We start from the raw sequence: 12,887 nt of genomic DNA, 5'->3' as shown, positions 1-12,887 counted from the left end.
CGACCCCCTTTTCCCATCGAGCACCCACGGCCCGGAGCCTGCCCATGAATTCGTCCGTTCTTCCCCCTGGCATGCGGGTGCGCCGCCGAACGGTGCGCGGCGGGACTGGCTCACCCGCCCGATGCCGGTATGTCTTTTCCAGCAGGTGCCCTATATTCTCTTTTTTGATTCGACCGAGTGAAAAAGAGATGAGCACACCCGTCTTGCCGCCAGCTTCCTCGATTGACTATGCGGACCTGGGCAACCGGCTCAAGGCCTATCGCATCGGCGCGTCGCTGCAGGCCGAGGATGTGGCCGAGCAGCTCGGCGTGTCGCGCGCGGTGGTGTACCGCATGGAGAAGGGCGAGATCGTCAAGATCGAGACCCTGGAAAGGCTGGCCCAGCTGCTGAACACGTCGCTGGCCTCCTTGCTGGGGGTGGAGGTCGAGTACTACTCGAACGCCCTGGGTCTGTTCGAACGCATGCGCCAGCTCGAGCAGACATCCGACCGCATCCTGGCCCACTTCGAACCCATTTCCTTGCTGCTGACCTCCGACGAGTACCTCACGCACCTGCGGGAAATGCTGCTCGAGGCCTCGCCGAAGTCCCAGGGCAAAGCGCGCCAGGGCGAAGTGGAGGACATGCTGACCATCCTGGCCGAGCGTCGGCGGTTCTTCGAGCAGCGCCGCATGAGCATCGTGAGCCTGATCGGCATGCGCGAGCTGGAGCGCTTCGTGCTGACGGGGCTGGTCGGGCGGGTCGATCTCCCGCACGAGGTCCGGATGCAGCGCGTGCGGGCCGCGCGCAACGAAGTGGTGCGCATTGCCGATCTGATGGAGAGCGAGCCGCTGAATGTGCAGATCGGCCTGATCGACGATGCCATGCCCTCGTCGACCTTCCAGCTGTTCTCCGGGAACCAGCGCACCGTGCTGGCGGTGAGCCCTTTCCGGCTGGGCGAGTTGCCCAACGTGCGCAACGGCATTGCCACCGTGACCGCCTCACCCGAAGCCGTGCGCCTGTACGAGGACATGATCGGCCGCCTCTGGAAGAGCGCCTACAAGGGCCGCACGGGCGCGCAGCGCTTGCGGCGCCTGCTGGAGCGGGTGGACCCATTGACGGAGTCGCCATGATGCCCAACCCATCCTCCGCCCACGCGGTGGCCGAGCTGCTGATCGAGGCGGGCTGCGTCAGCTGCCGAACCGATGAGCCTTTCCGCTTGCCATCGGGCTGGGCCAGCCCGGTGTACATGGATTGCCGGCGACTGATTTCGTTTCCGCGGACGCGGCAGGTGCTGCTGGAGCAGGCCCTGGCCCGGCTTCGCGCCGCCGGCGCCCTGGAGGGCCTGGCCGCCGTGGCGGGAGGAGAGTCCAGCGGCATCGCTTTCGCGGCCTGGATGGCGGATGCCTTGAACCTGCCCCTGCAATACGTTCGCAAGCGGGCCGTGGGCCAGGCGCAGGTGGAAGGGGTGGTGGCGCCCGGCTCGGCGGTGCTGCTGGTGGACGACCTGATGGCCGCGGGCCTGTCCAAGCTCACCTTCTGCCAGGCACTGCGCGCGCGGGGTGCCGTGGTCCGCGACGTCTTCGTGGTCTTCGACTACGGCACCTTCGATGCCACCGCGATGCTGCACGCGCACCAGATGCGGGTCCATGCCCTGTGCACCTGGCAGGACGTGCTGGATGCCGCGCGCGGGCGCGATGGGTTCGACCCATCGGCCCTCGCGGAATGGGCCGCATTTCTTCGAACCCCGGGGGCGTGGTCCGAGGCCCATGGTGGCATCGCATCCTCCCCCGTGTCCCCTGTCCCCGCTTAAAGGAGAACCTCCGGCATGACTTTTCAACACATCGCGCAGACGTTTGCGCAGGGCCTGGCGGGAACCGACCAGTTCAAGGCGTTCTACAAAGGCGCGTTCGCCCTCATGAAGACGGATCCGGACAACGCCGCGCTGTATTTCGTGGTGGGCGTCGCGGCCCACTCCTATGTGCAGAAGTTCGAAGACCAGGCGGTGGACCCCGCGCAGGCGGACCAGGCCAAGGCGACGCTCGACGCGTTCAATGCGCGCTTGCTGGCGTCGCTGTCCCAGTCGCCCGAGGAGCGCCTGGCCGCGGTGAGCGCCGTGGCGCTCGACTACGAGTGGAACGTCCAGGCGTTCTGAACGTCCCCGGGTGCCATGGCCGTCATCGGCGTCATGGGTTCGGGCTCCCGACCCTGGAACCGGCTCGCCAGACCACTGGGCGCGTGGATCGCCGAGGCCGGCCACCACCTGCTCACAGGCGGTGGCCAGGGCGTGATGGCGAGCGTGGGCAAGGCGTTTCACGAACACCCCGGCCGGCGCGGTTGCGCCATCGGGGTGCTGCCCACCCTGGCCGACCCCGAGCACGGTTTTCGGCCGCTGGAGGGCTACCCCAACGCGCATGTCGACATCCGGATCGTCACGCCGCTCCCGCGCCGCGCCGCATCCGATCCACCCGAGCTGCACACGCGCAACCACGTAAACGTGCTGAGCAGCGACGTCGTCGTGGCCTTGCCGGGTGCGCACGGCACCCGCGATGAGGTGCGCCTGTGCCTGGCGTTCCACAAACCCGTCATCGCCTTCGGGCCGCGGGCGCAGTTCGCGGACATGCCGGGCGAGCTGTTGGTCGTGCAGCGCCTCGAGCGCGTCGTCGCGTTCATCGAAGACCGGCTGAAAGCCTGATCCCTTCGCCCCTCGGCAAGCGCGCGTTCAGGCGCCGTTGCCATAGTCCAGTCTGGGGTACCAGTCCGTGCCGCGCCCGCCCGGCGTGAGGTCCAGGATGTTCCACAGCGGCGTGGGGTCGGGCGCGCCGCGCGGGTCCTGGCCCGGGTCGGCCGTGCCGCCGAGCTCGGAGCCCCAGAAGTGCCGCACCTGGCCGTCGCGCCGCACCCAGACATCGAGCGCGGGCCACTCCTCGCCATTGGGTGCCAGGCCCCGGTAGTCGCGCGCGAAGCGGTCGCCCACCGTCGCGTAGAACTTCAGGTTCTTCCAGCCCCGCTCGCGCGCGAAGGCCAGTTGCCGCTCCACCGGCGAGCGGCCGATCACCGCCAGCGCCACGCGCTGCGAGAGGTCGCGCGCGGGAATGTCGAGCGAGCCGATGAACGCGGTGCACATCGGGCAGGGCCGCTCGCGTTGCGGCCCGTACATCCAGAAGTAGGTCACCAGCGTGTCGTGCGCGCCGAACAGCGCCTTCCAGCCCACCGTCTTGCCGTTCTCGTCGCGGAACTCGTAATCGGCCGCCACGCCGCCCGGCGGCAACGCGCGCCGCTGCGCGGCCACGCGCTCGATGTGGCGCCGCAGTTCGATCTCTTCGGCCAGCAGCGCCGTGCGCGCCGTGCGGTACTCGCTGCTGTCGTTGGGGTAGGGCTGGCTGGCCGCCCGGGCCAGTTCGGTGGCGGGCTGGAGCGAGGCGGTCATCGGAGGTCCTTTCCGGGTGATCGAAGTGCCAGCCTATCGCGTTCCCCCAGCCTTGTTGGTGCGCTACCTCACGCAGCCCGGCCGGGGCGGCACAATCGCGCGCATGAACCAACAAGTGATCGTGGCGGGCGGTGGCATTGGTGGACTGGCTTGCGCCCTCGCGCTGGCCCGCGCGGGCGTGCGCTCGGTGGTGCTGGAACAGGCCGAGGCCTTTGGCGAGGTGGGGGCGGGCCTGCAGCTCGGGCCGAACGCGGTGCGCGTGCTGGCCGAGTGGGGCCTGATGGACGCCCTGCAGTCCTGCGCCGCGTTGCCGGAGGCGCTGCGCGTGCGCGACGCGCACCGGGCCAACCAGCTCGGCCACCTGCGCCTGGGCGCCCTGGCGCTGGCGCGCCACGGGCAGCACTACGCCACCCTGCACCGCGCCGACCTGCACGGCCTGCTGCTGAGCGCGGTGCAGCGCCGGCCCGAGGTGCAGCTGCGCCTGGGCGCGCGGCTGGCGAGCTGGACGGAAGAAGGCGAGGGCGTGCAGGTGGCGCTGGAGGAGGGCGAGACGCTGTCGGGCGAGGCGCTGATCGGCTGCGATGGCCTGTGGAGCCGGGTGCGCGCCGGCCTGCTCGGCGGGCCGCCCGTGCGCGCCACCGGCCACCTGGCCTACCGGGGCATGGTGCGCTCGGTGGACCTGCCCACGCCCCTGCGCGCCAACCTGGTCACGGCCTGGCTGGCGCCGCGCCTGCACGTGGTGCACTACCCGGTGAAGCAGGGCGACTGGTTCAACCTCGTGGCGGTGGTGCAAGGCCAGCTGCCGCCCGGCGACGACCCCCAGGGCTGGACGCACGAGGCCCACGCCAGCGACCTGCGGCGCGCCCTGGGCCCGGCCTGCGGCGAGCTGATGGCCATGGTCGCGGCCGTGCCCGACTGGACGCTGTGGCCGCTGAACGACCGGCCCGCCTTGCGCGGCCCGCACGAACAGGCGCGCGGCCGCGTGGCCCTGCTGGGCGACGCGGCCCACCCCATGCGGCCCTATTTCGCGCAGGGCGCGGCCATGGCATCGAGGACGCCTGGACGCTCGGGCGCCTGGTGCAGGACCGCGAGGCCGGCAGCGACTGGGCGCTGCGGCTGTCGCGCTACGCCCGGACCCGCTGGCAGCGCAACGCGCGCGTGCAGAAGCTCTCGCAGCGCAACGGCGTGGTCTTCCACGCCCAGGGCATGCTGCGTTGGGCGCGGGACTCCGCCATGAGCATGCTGGGCGAACGATTGCTGGACAATACGTGGCTCTACGACGGACCGCCCGAGCCGATGAGATGATGAGACACCCCCCTGCGCCGCTGCGCGGCTTCCCCCCTCCGTGGCGCGCCTCCGGCGCTTCGAGGGGGGACGGCATCTCGGGCCGGCGCAGCCGGACCCTTGATGCCTCTGGAGGGTGCACTTCTTTCGTTGCGGCTCGCGCTCCGGAGCAGTGAGAATCCTTGTGCATCCATCCCGAAACCAGAGGCAGACATGAACTTCCAGAACACCCCCGTCACCCGCCGCCATGCCCTGCGCCACCGCCGCCGCCGTGGCCGCTTCCACCGTGCTGCCCAGCGCGCACGCCCAGGCCGCCTGGCCCAGCCGGCCGCTGAAGATCATCGTGGGTTTCCCCGGCGGTTCCTCGCCCGACCTCACCGCGCGCCTCCTCGCCGAGCCGCTGCAGCAGGCCCTGGGCCAGCCGGTGGTGATCGAGAACCGGCCCGGAGCCGGCGGCAACATCGCCGCCGCGGCGGTGGCCCGCGCCACCGACGACCACACCATCGGCCTGATGATCAACGGCAACATGACGATCGCCAAGATCCTCAACCCCGACACCACCTACGACCCGATCACCGAGCTGGCCCCCGTCTCGCTGATCGCCGTCGCGCCCCTGGTGCTCAGCGTGCCCGCCAGCGTGGCCGAGAGCGGCGCGGCCTACATCGCCGCCGCGCGCGCCTCCGGCGACAAGTGGAACTACGGCACGCCCGGCGTGGGCACCGTGGCCCACCTGGGCATGGAGCTGCTCAAGAGCCGCGCCGGCATCGCGCCGGTGCACGTGCCGTACCCGGGCAACCCGCAGGTCATCACCGCCATGCTGGGGGGCCAGGTGCAGATGTCGCTGCTGCCCCCGGGCCTGGCGATGCCGCAGGTGACGGCGGGCAAGCTCAAGGCCATCGGCGTCACGTCGACCGGCCGCAGCAGCCTGGTGCCCGGCGTGCCCAGCCTGAGCGAGGCCGGCGTGCGCGACTTCCAGCTCGAGATCTGGAACGCCGTGGCCGCGCCCAACAGCCTGCCCAAGGCGCACGTGAACCGCCTGCGCACCCTGCTGACCGAGATCGTGCGCCGCGAGGACATCCGCCAGAAGATCTTCGGCCAGGGTTGGCAGGTCGCCGGCACCGGCCCCGAAGGCCTGGCGCGCCGCATCAAGAGCGACACGGCCGCCATGGCCGAGGTCATCCAGCGCAACCACATCCGCCCGGGCTGAGCGGCTGCTCCCCGCCGGCTGGCGGGGTCTCGCGGGTGGTGGCGCGAACGCCCACGAACTGCTAATGTCGCGCTCTCATGAGTGAACACGCTGCGCCCGCGCCCGTTGGGGTCCGCCTCCACGCGCTGGACAACCTGCGCGCCATTCTCATGTGGCTGGGCATCGTGTTGCATGTGGCCGCGGTCTACACGACGCACCCCATGCCCAACGTCTGGCTCGACGAGCAGCGCACGGCCTTCGCCGATGCCCTGGTGAGCTTCATCCACGTGTTCCGCATGCCCGCCTTCTTCATCCTGGCGGGTTTTTTCGCGGCGCTGCTGGCCGAATCGCGCGGCCCGGGCGGCCTGCTGCGCAACCGGCTCGCGCGCCTGGCCCTGCCGTTCGCGATCTTCTGGCCCATCCTGTGGGTGCTCACCAGCCTGGCGGCGCTGCTGTTCCTGAACCGGCTGGCGCTCAACCAATGGGGGTTCGACCTGGCCGTGGCCGCGAACGTGCCCGACCGCGGCATCAGCACCATGCACATGTGGTTCCTGTGGCTGCTGCTGTGGTTCTGCGTGATCACCGCCGGGCTGATGCGCCTGCCCCGGCGCTGGTTCGCGCCCGCTGGCGCGGTGCTCGCCTGGGTGGCGCGCCGGCCCTGGGGCTTCGCGCTGCTGGCGCTGCCGCTGCTGGCCGCCACCGCCGGCTACCCGCGTGGCTTCATCGTGAACTCGGGCTCCTTCCTGCCGCCGTGGAACGAGTGGGTGCACTACGGCGTGTACTTCGGCTTCGGGCTGATGCTGCATGGGCAGCAGGCGGTGCTGTTCGCGCAGTTCCAGCGCCGCTGGGGGCTTTTCGCGGCACTCGGCCTGGGGTTCTACCTGCTGTCCGGCCTGGTGACGCAGCGCCACGGCCCCATGCTGCTGGGCGCCTACAGCTTCCATTGCGCGGCCTGGCTCTGGGCCTTCGCGTCGATCGGCCTGGCCTTGCGCTTCCTGCAGTCGCGCCACAGGGTGCTGGGTTACCTCGCGGAGAGCGCCTACTGGGTCTACCTGGTGCACTTCCCGTTCACCATCCTGTTCGGCGCGCTGCTGTACCAGCTGCCACTGCCCGCCCTGCTCAAGATCGCCATCAACATCACGGCCACCACGCTGGTCTGCCTGGGCAGCTACCAGCTCTTCGTGCGCCACACCTGGATCAGCCAGCTGCTCAATGGCAAGCGCCACCCCCGGCCCCGGCGCGACCTGCCCGGCGCGGCCGGCGGCCTGGCCTGATCCCGGCCGGGGGGCTGGCCTCAGGCCGATGCGCGCAAGGCCCGCGCCGCGGCCACCATGTTGCCCAGCGCCGGGATGACCTCGGGCCACTGGCGGGTCTTGAGCCCGCAGTCCGGGTTCACCCACAGGCGCTCGGCGGGGATGCGCCGCGCCGCCTTCTTCATCAGCTGCACGATGTGGTCCTGCGTGGGGATGTTGGGCGAGTGGATGTCGTAGACGCCCGGGCCGATCTGATTCGGGTAGTTGAAGTGGTCGAACGCGTCGAGCAGCTCCATGTCCGAGCGCGAGGTCTCGATGGTGATCACGTCGGCGTCCATGTCGGCGATCGAGGCGAGGATGTCGTTGAACTCCGAATAACACATGTGGGTGTGGATCTGCGTCTCGTCGCGCACGCCGTTGGCGGTGAGGCGGAACGATTCCACCGCCCAGCCCAGGTAGTCCTGCCATGACGAGCGGCGCAGCGGCAGGCCTTCGCGCAGCGCCGCCTCGTCGATCTGGATCACCCGCACGCCGGCCTGTTCCAGGTCCAGCACTTCCTGGCGGATCGCCAGCGCGAGCTGCTGGCAGGAGACCGAGCGCGGCTGGTCGTCGCGCACGAAGGACCAGTTCAGGATCGTGACCGGCCCGGTGAGCATGCCCTTCATGGGTTTGTCCGTGAGCGACTGCGCGTAGGTGATCCATTCCACCGTCATCGGGCGGGGCCGGGCGATGTCGCCGAACAGGATGGGCGGTTTCACGCAGCGCGAACCGTAGGACTGCACCCAGCCGAACTGGCTGAACGCATAGCCGTCGAGCTGCTCGCCGAAGTACTCCACCATGTCGTTGCGCTCGGCCTCGCCGTGCACCAGCACGTCCAGGCCCAGCGCTTCCTGCTCGCGCACGCTGCGCGCGATCTCGGCCTGCATGGCCGCGCGGTAGCCCGCCGCGTCGAGGCGCCCGGCCTTGAACTCGCTGCGCGCGTGGCGGATCTCCGCCGTCTGCGGGAACGAGCCGATGGTGGTGGTGGGGTAGGCCGGCAGCTTCAGCAGCGCGGCCTGCCGCGGCGCGCGCTCGGCATAGGGGCTCTGGCGCTGGCCGAGGCGCGCGTCGATCGCCGCGACCTCGGCCTGCACCGCCGGCTTGTGCACGCGCGCCGACGCCCGGCGCGCCGCCAGCGCCGCGCGGTTGGCGGCGAGTTCGTCGCGCACGGCGTCGCGGCCTTCGTTCAGCGCGCGCCCCAGCAATTTCAGTTCATCGAGCTTCTGCAGCGCGAAGGCCAGCCAGGACTTCACCTCGGCGTCCAGCTTCTGTTCGCTGCCCAGGTCCACCGGCACGTGCAGCAGGGAGCACGAGGGCGCGATCCACAGCCGCTCACCCAGGCGCTGCGCGAGCGGCTCCAGCCAGTCCAGCAGTTCCGTGAGGTCGGTCTTCCAGATGTTGCGCCCGCTGACGACGCCCAGCGACAGCACCTTGTGCGCGGGCATCAGGTGGATCAGGGGCAGCACGTCGTCGCGCGCGTCCAGGGTGTCGATGTGCAGCCCGGCCACCGGCAGGTTCGCGGCCAGGTACTTGTTCTCCAGCAGGGGGCCGAAGTAGGTGGCCAGCAGCAGCTTGGTGCGGCAGATTTTCAGGTGGTGGTAGGCGGTGTTGAACGCGTGCTGCCACTCGGCGTCGAGTTCGGTGACGAGCAGCGGTTCGTCGATCTGCACCCACTCCACGCCCTGCGCGGCCAGCGCGTCCAGCAGCTGCGTGTAGACCGGCAGCAGGCGCGGCAGCAGCGCGAGTTTGTCGCTGCCGTCCTTGGCCTTGCCCAGCGCCAGGTAGGTCACCGGGCCCACGATGACCGGCTTGGCCTTCACGCCCTGGGCCTGGGCTTCGGCGAGCTGCGCGAGCAGGCGCGAGGCGTCGAGCTGGAAGTCGGTGGTGGCCGTGAACTCGGGGACGATGTAGTGGTAGTTGGTGTCGAACCACTTGGTCATCTCGCCCGCGGCCACGCCGCCGCAGCAGGCACCGTGCTCTTCCACGGCCTGGGCCGAGCGGCCCCGGGCCACGCGGAACAGGTTGTCCAGCGCATCACCATGGAAACCGCTCACGCGCTGGGGCAGGTTGCCCAGCGTGAAGCTCATGTCCAGCACCTGGTCGTAGAACGAGAAGTCGCCCACGGGCACGAAGTCCAGGCCGGCCTGGTCGGCCCAGTGGCGCTGGCGCAATTGCGCGCCGAGCGCCTTCAGGGCGTCGCGCGAGGACTCGCCCTTCCAGTAGGACTCGAGCGCGAACTTGAGTTCGCGCCGGGCGCCGATGCGGGGAAAGCCGAGGTTGTGGAGGGTGGTCATGGGCCGCTCTGAGGTGGAAATTGAAAGGAAAGAGCGGCGGATGGTAGGCAAATGGATCGATGAAGTAAAATGGTCTTATCTCACGTATTCATGAATTTCACTCATTCATCATGCTGGAACGCATCCATCTCGCCGTGGTGCAGGAAGTCGAGAAACAGGGCTCGCTGACGGCGGCGGCCGAGGTGCTGTGCGTCACGCAATCGGCGCTGAGTCACAGCATGAAGAAGCTGGAGCAGCAGCTGGGCACCGACATCTGGCTGCGCGAAGGCCGCAGCCTGCGCCTCACGCAGGCCGGGCAGTACCTGCTGGCCGTGGCCGGGCGCGTGCTGCCGCAGCTGGACCAGGCGGAAGACCAGCTGCGCCAGTTCGCGAAAGGCGAACGCGGCAGCCTGCGCATCGGCATGGAATGCCACCCGTGTTACCAGTGGCTGTTGAAAGTCGTCTCGCCCTACCTCGCGGCCTGGCCCGACGTGGACGTGGACGTGAAGCAGAAATTCCAGTTCGGCGGCATCGGCGCGCTGTTCGGCCACGAGATCGACCTGCTGGTCACGCCCGACCCGCTCTACAAGCCCGGGCTGCGCTACGAGCCGGTGTTCGATTACGAACAGGTGCTGGTGGTCGCGCGGGGCCATGCGCTGGCCGGGCTGCCCTACGTGAAGCCCCGGCAGCTCACGCAGGAGGTGCTGATCACCTACCCGGTGGAGACCGACCGCCTGGACATCTACAACCAGTTCCTGCAGCCCGCCGGCATCACGCCGCGGCGCCACAAGACCATCGAGACCACGGACATCATGCTGCAGATGGTGGCCAGCGGCCGGGGCGTCGCGGCCCTGCCGCGCTGGCTGGTGGAGGAGTACGCGGCCAAGGTCGACGTGGTGCCCGTGCGCCTGGGGCCGCGCGGCATCGCCAAGCAGATCTTTCTCGGCGCGCGTGAGGCCGATCTGCAGACCGACTACCTGCAGGCCTTCATCGAACTGGCGCGCCGGCGAGCGCAATGACCCGGGTCGGGCTCAGCCACGCCGGTGCCTCGTGAGCCAGGGCCACGATGCCATGGCCGGCAGCTCGCGCCGCAGCAGCCCGTAGAGCCGCCGTCCTTCATCGGCCGGCAGCGAGCTGAAGGCCTCGTCCAGCCACAGCACATCGGGGCGCACGAGCAGGGCCCGCGCGATGCCCAGGCGCTGGCGTTCGCCGGCGGAGAGCGCTTCGTTCCACGGCGCGTCGGTCGACAGCGGCTCGACGAGCCGCTGCAGCCCGACCGCCTCCAGCGCGGCCGCCGCCGACGCGAGCGGGACCTCGGCCGCGTCCATCGGGTACAGCAGGTCCTCGCGCAGGCTGCCGCCCAGGGGCAGGTAGCTCTGCTGCTGCACCACCCAGGGCCGCAGGAAGCCGCTGGCCGCCTCGCCCGAGGCCAGTGGCCAGGCGCCCATCACGGCGCGCATCACGCTGGTCTTGCCCGCGCCCGGCGCGCCCACGATCAGCAGCTGTTCACCGGCCCGCACCTGCAGCGCATCGACCTGGGCGATGGGCGCTCCGTGGCCGGGCGCGCCCACGCTCAACCCCCGCACCGACAGACCCTCCGCGGCGGTGGGGGCGATCGGCAAGGCCGTGCGCGCCTGGCGGCGCTGCTCGATCGCCGCCTCGAACTCGGTGAGCCGCTGGATCACCGCGGCGGCTTCCGCGATCGTGGTGTACGAGGTGATCAGGTACGACAGCGCGGTGCGCACGTGCGCGAAGGCCGAGCCCGCCTGCATCAGCACGCCCAGCGTCATCTTGCCGGCGAAGTACAGCGGGCTCATGATCATGTAGGGGAAGACCAGCGAGGCGTGGCGGTAGCTCATGGTGAAGAACGAGAGCGAGCGCTGCCGGCGCATCAGCGCGAAGGTGTTGCGCATCAGCGCCTCGAACCGGCGCGCCAGCCCGGCGCGTTCCCACGCTTCGCCGCGGGCCAGGGCAATGGCCTCGCCGTCGTCGCGCACGTGCACCAGCGCGTAGCGGTAGTCCGCCTCGCGCCGCTCCTGCTCCACCTCCAGCGGAATCAGCGGGCGGCCGACGAGGTGCGTGATCACCGTGCCGACGATCGCGTAGGCGAGCGCGGCCCACACCAGGTAGCCCGGCAGGTCCCACGACAGACCGAGCGAGGTGAGTGGCGCCTTCGCCGACAGCTCCCACAGGATGAACACGAAGGACGCCAGCGAGACCAGCGCGCCGATCAGGCCGACGGTGAGCGAGATCGCCAGGCGCACGAACGAGCGCACGTCCTCGGCGATGCGCTGGTCCGGGTTGTCCGGCCCGTCGCCCATGACCTGCAGGCGGTAGTGCACCGGCCCGTCCAGCCAGCGCGCGGCCAGCCCGTCGCTCATCCAGCGGCGCCAGCGGATCGACAGCCATTGCGTCACGTAGGTCTGGAAGGTGTTCACCAGCACGAAGCCGACGCCGATCCCGCAGTAGATCCACATCTGCCGCATGAACTCGCCGCCGTTGCGCTGCTGCAGCGCCTCGAAGAAGGCGCCGCGCCAGTGGTTGATGGCGACGTCGATGCCGACCATCGCCAGCTGGAGCGCGATCACGCCGATGAACAGGGCGCGGGCCATGGCCCGCTCCGATGAACCGAAGTACGGCCGCGCCAGGCGGATGCCGTCCTTCAGGGAGCGCCACAGGCTGCGTTTCGATGGGGTGGTCATGGGGGTCGGCACGCGCTGTTGGACGCGTTGAGCAGGGGACTCGGACAGGTGGTGCAGAACACGCGGTCCGGCACCAGGTAACGCATGCAGCAGATGCGCCGCATGCGGTGCACGCCCTCGGCGCGCGGCAGGTAGATCACCGGGCGGTGCAGGGGGGTGGGCATCTCCAGCCACTCGCGCGCGGGCGCCAGGCCGCGCAAGCCGGGGTGGGTCTCATCCAGTCGGCGGATGAAGGCCTCGAACAGGTTGCCCGCGTTGCTCCACAGCACGCGGCGCGTGACGCCGGTGCGCTCGGCCATCTGTTCGACAAAGGGCACGAGGTGCTGGTGCAGGAATTCGTGCCAGGACGTGTCGGGGTCGCCGGCCTCGCCGTCGGGTTCGCCCGGCGCGGGCAGGCGCAGGCAGAGCGTGCGGCCTTGCGCGTCCTGGTCGAAGCTCACGCCATCGAGCGCGGTGGGCAGGCGCCGGCCCATCAGCACGCGGCCGATGAACCAGGCCGGCATCACGATGGCGAAGTGCCATTTCGACCAGATCGACGCCACCACGCGCGCGTCGGTCGCGCCGTGCGCGGCATCGAAAAACCGGCGCACCCGGGCCAGGTGCGCCGGCGTCATCAGCGCCTGCACGCCGACGGTGTGCTGTCCGTCCGGCGGTGGCCCGATGCCGAGCCGGCCCCGGAACGGCGCCATGGGGCCGCCGAACGCGGCGTCGAGCTCGGCACCGTCCCAGGGCGAGGCCATCATG

Annotated in this window: 11 protein-coding genes and 1 pseudogene; 8 read left to right on the top strand and 4 right to left on the bottom strand. The window is 70.3% G+C overall.

The features are described from left to right. Nucleotides 1–188: 188 nt before the first annotated feature. The 4 genes from ACFJI0_RS16350 to ACFJI0_RS16335 are packed head-to-tail and all read left to right on the top strand — an operon-like array spanning nt 189 to nt 2,671. On the top strand, nt 189–1,109 hold the full coding sequence (locus ACFJI0_RS16350; protein WP_382321165.1) for a helix-turn-helix domain-containing protein: 921 nt from the start codon (nt 189–191) through the stop codon (nt 1,107–1,109). Continuing rightward, nucleotides 1,106–1,789, top strand: coding sequence for an orotate phosphoribosyltransferase (locus ACFJI0_RS16345; RefSeq protein ID WP_382321162.1), 684 nt, complete (start codon nt 1,106–1,108; stop codon nt 1,787–1,789). Before ACFJI0_RS16350 ends, ACFJI0_RS16345 begins: the two co-directional genes overlap by 4 nt. Nucleotides 1,790–1,804: 15 nt before the next feature. Then, nucleotides 1,805–2,131 (top strand): hypothetical protein, encoded by a 327-nt coding sequence (locus ACFJI0_RS16340; RefSeq protein ID WP_382321159.1) that lies wholly within the window; start codon nt 1,805–1,807, stop codon nt 2,129–2,131. A 15-nt stretch (nt 2,132–2,146) separates the two neighbouring features. Next, on the top strand, nt 2,147–2,671 hold the full coding sequence (locus tag ACFJI0_RS16335) for a DNA-binding protein (RefSeq protein WP_382321157.1): 525 nt from the start codon (nt 2,147–2,149) through the stop codon (nt 2,669–2,671). 27 nt (nt 2,672–2,698) lie between these two features. Here the strand turns inward: ACFJI0_RS16335 and ACFJI0_RS16330 are convergent, their stop codons facing one another. Continuing rightward, nucleotides 2,699–3,406 carry a DUF899 family protein gene (locus tag ACFJI0_RS16330; RefSeq protein ID WP_382321154.1) on the bottom strand — a complete coding sequence of 236 codons (708 nt, stop codon included), beginning with the start codon at nt 3,404–3,406 and terminating at the stop codon, nt 2,699–2,701. A gap of 103 nt (nt 3,407–3,509) precedes the next feature. Between ACFJI0_RS16330 and ACFJI0_RS16325 the strand changes: the two are divergent. The 3 genes and pseudogenes from ACFJI0_RS16325 to ACFJI0_RS16315 all read left to right on the top strand — a co-directional run bounded on the left by ACFJI0_RS16325 (nt 3,510) and on the right by ACFJI0_RS16315 (nt 7,150). Further along, a pseudogene (locus tag ACFJI0_RS16325) lies at nt 3,510–4,711 on the top strand (FAD-dependent monooxygenase). Between the two features lie 226 nt (nt 4,712–4,937). Next, on the top strand, nt 4,938–5,897 hold the full coding sequence (locus ACFJI0_RS16320) for a Bug family tripartite tricarboxylate transporter substrate binding protein (protein ID WP_382321152.1): 960 nt from the start codon (nt 4,938–4,940) through the stop codon (nt 5,895–5,897). A gap of 77 nt (nt 5,898–5,974) precedes the next feature. Continuing rightward, nucleotides 5,975–7,150 carry an acyltransferase family protein gene (locus ACFJI0_RS16315; protein ID WP_382156041.1) on the top strand — a complete coding sequence of 392 codons (1,176 nt, stop codon included), beginning with the start codon at nt 5,975–5,977 and terminating at the stop codon, nt 7,148–7,150. Nucleotides 7,151–7,170: 20 nt separating this feature from the next. On the opposite strand, the gene metE is transcribed toward ACFJI0_RS16315, so the two are convergent. After that, nucleotides 7,171–9,462: a 5-methyltetrahydropteroyltriglutamate--homocysteine S-methyltransferase gene (gene metE, locus ACFJI0_RS16310; RefSeq protein WP_382321150.1), complete on the bottom strand. Its 2,292-nt coding sequence runs from the start codon at nt 9,460–9,462 to the stop codon at nt 7,171–7,173. 110 nt (nt 9,463–9,572) lie between these two features. Between metE and ACFJI0_RS16305 the strand changes: the two genes are divergently transcribed. Then, a complete protein-coding gene (locus tag ACFJI0_RS16305; protein WP_382321148.1) occupies nt 9,573–10,460 on the top strand; it encodes a LysR substrate-binding domain-containing protein in 888 nt (295 codons plus the stop codon). Between the two features lie 12 nt (nt 10,461–10,472). On the opposite strand, the gene ACFJI0_RS16300 is transcribed toward ACFJI0_RS16305, so the two are convergent. Next, complete coding sequence (locus tag ACFJI0_RS16300; RefSeq protein ID WP_382321146.1) at nt 10,473–12,143, bottom strand: ABC transporter ATP-binding protein/permease; 1,671 nt, start codon at nt 12,141–12,143, stop codon at nt 10,473–10,475. After that, nucleotides 12,140–12,886: a siderophore-iron reductase FhuF gene (fhuF, locus tag ACFJI0_RS16295; protein WP_382321144.1), complete on the bottom strand. Its 747-nt coding sequence runs from the start codon at nt 12,884–12,886 to the stop codon at nt 12,140–12,142. Before fhuF ends, ACFJI0_RS16300 begins: the two co-directional genes overlap by 4 nt. Nucleotide 12,887 lies beyond the last annotated feature (1 nt).

Source organism: Hydrogenophaga sp. UC242_53, from assembly GCF_042696965.1.
In the GTDB taxonomy this organism is placed as follows: Bacteria; Pseudomonadota; Gammaproteobacteria; order Burkholderiales; family Burkholderiaceae_C; genus Hydrogenophaga.
The sequence above is the reverse complement of the archived record's forward strand: the minus strand, read 5'-3'. Positions and strand labels throughout refer to the sequence as shown.

Coding starts and splice junctions, on each gene's coding strand:
- ACFJI0_RS16350 (WP_382321165.1), top strand. CDS start 189: ATGAGCACACCCGTCTTGCCGCCAGCTTCCTCGATTGACTATGCGGAC.
- ACFJI0_RS16345 (WP_382321162.1), top strand. CDS start 1,106: ATGATGCCCAACCCATCCTCCGCCCACGCGGTGGCCGAGCTGCTGATC.
- ACFJI0_RS16340 (WP_382321159.1), top strand. CDS start 1,805: ATGACTTTTCAACACATCGCGCAGACGTTTGCGCAGGGCCTGGCGGGA.
- ACFJI0_RS16335 (WP_382321157.1), top strand. CDS start 2,147: ATGGCCGTCATCGGCGTCATGGGTTCGGGCTCCCGACCCTGGAACCGG.
- ACFJI0_RS16330 (WP_382321154.1), bottom strand. CDS start 3,406: ATGACCGCCTCGCTCCAGCCCGCCACCGAACTGGCCCGGGCGGCCAGC.
- ACFJI0_RS16320 (WP_382321152.1), top strand. CDS start 4,938: ATGCCCTGCGCCACCGCCGCCGCCGTGGCCGCTTCCACCGTGCTGCCC.
- ACFJI0_RS16315 (WP_382156041.1), top strand. CDS start 5,975: ATGAGTGAACACGCTGCGCCCGCGCCCGTTGGGGTCCGCCTCCACGCG.
- metE (WP_382321150.1), bottom strand. CDS start 9,462: ATGACCACCCTCCACAACCTCGGCTTTCCCCGCATCGGCGCCCGGCGC.
- ACFJI0_RS16305 (WP_382321148.1), top strand. CDS start 9,573: ATGCTGGAACGCATCCATCTCGCCGTGGTGCAGGAAGTCGAGAAACAG.
- ACFJI0_RS16300 (WP_382321146.1), bottom strand. CDS start 12,143: ATGACCACCCCATCGAAACGCAGCCTGTGGCGCTCCCTGAAGGACGGC.
- fhuF (WP_382321144.1), bottom strand. CDS start 12,886: ATGATGGCCTCGCCCTGGGACGGTGCCGAGCTCGACGCCGCGTTCGGC.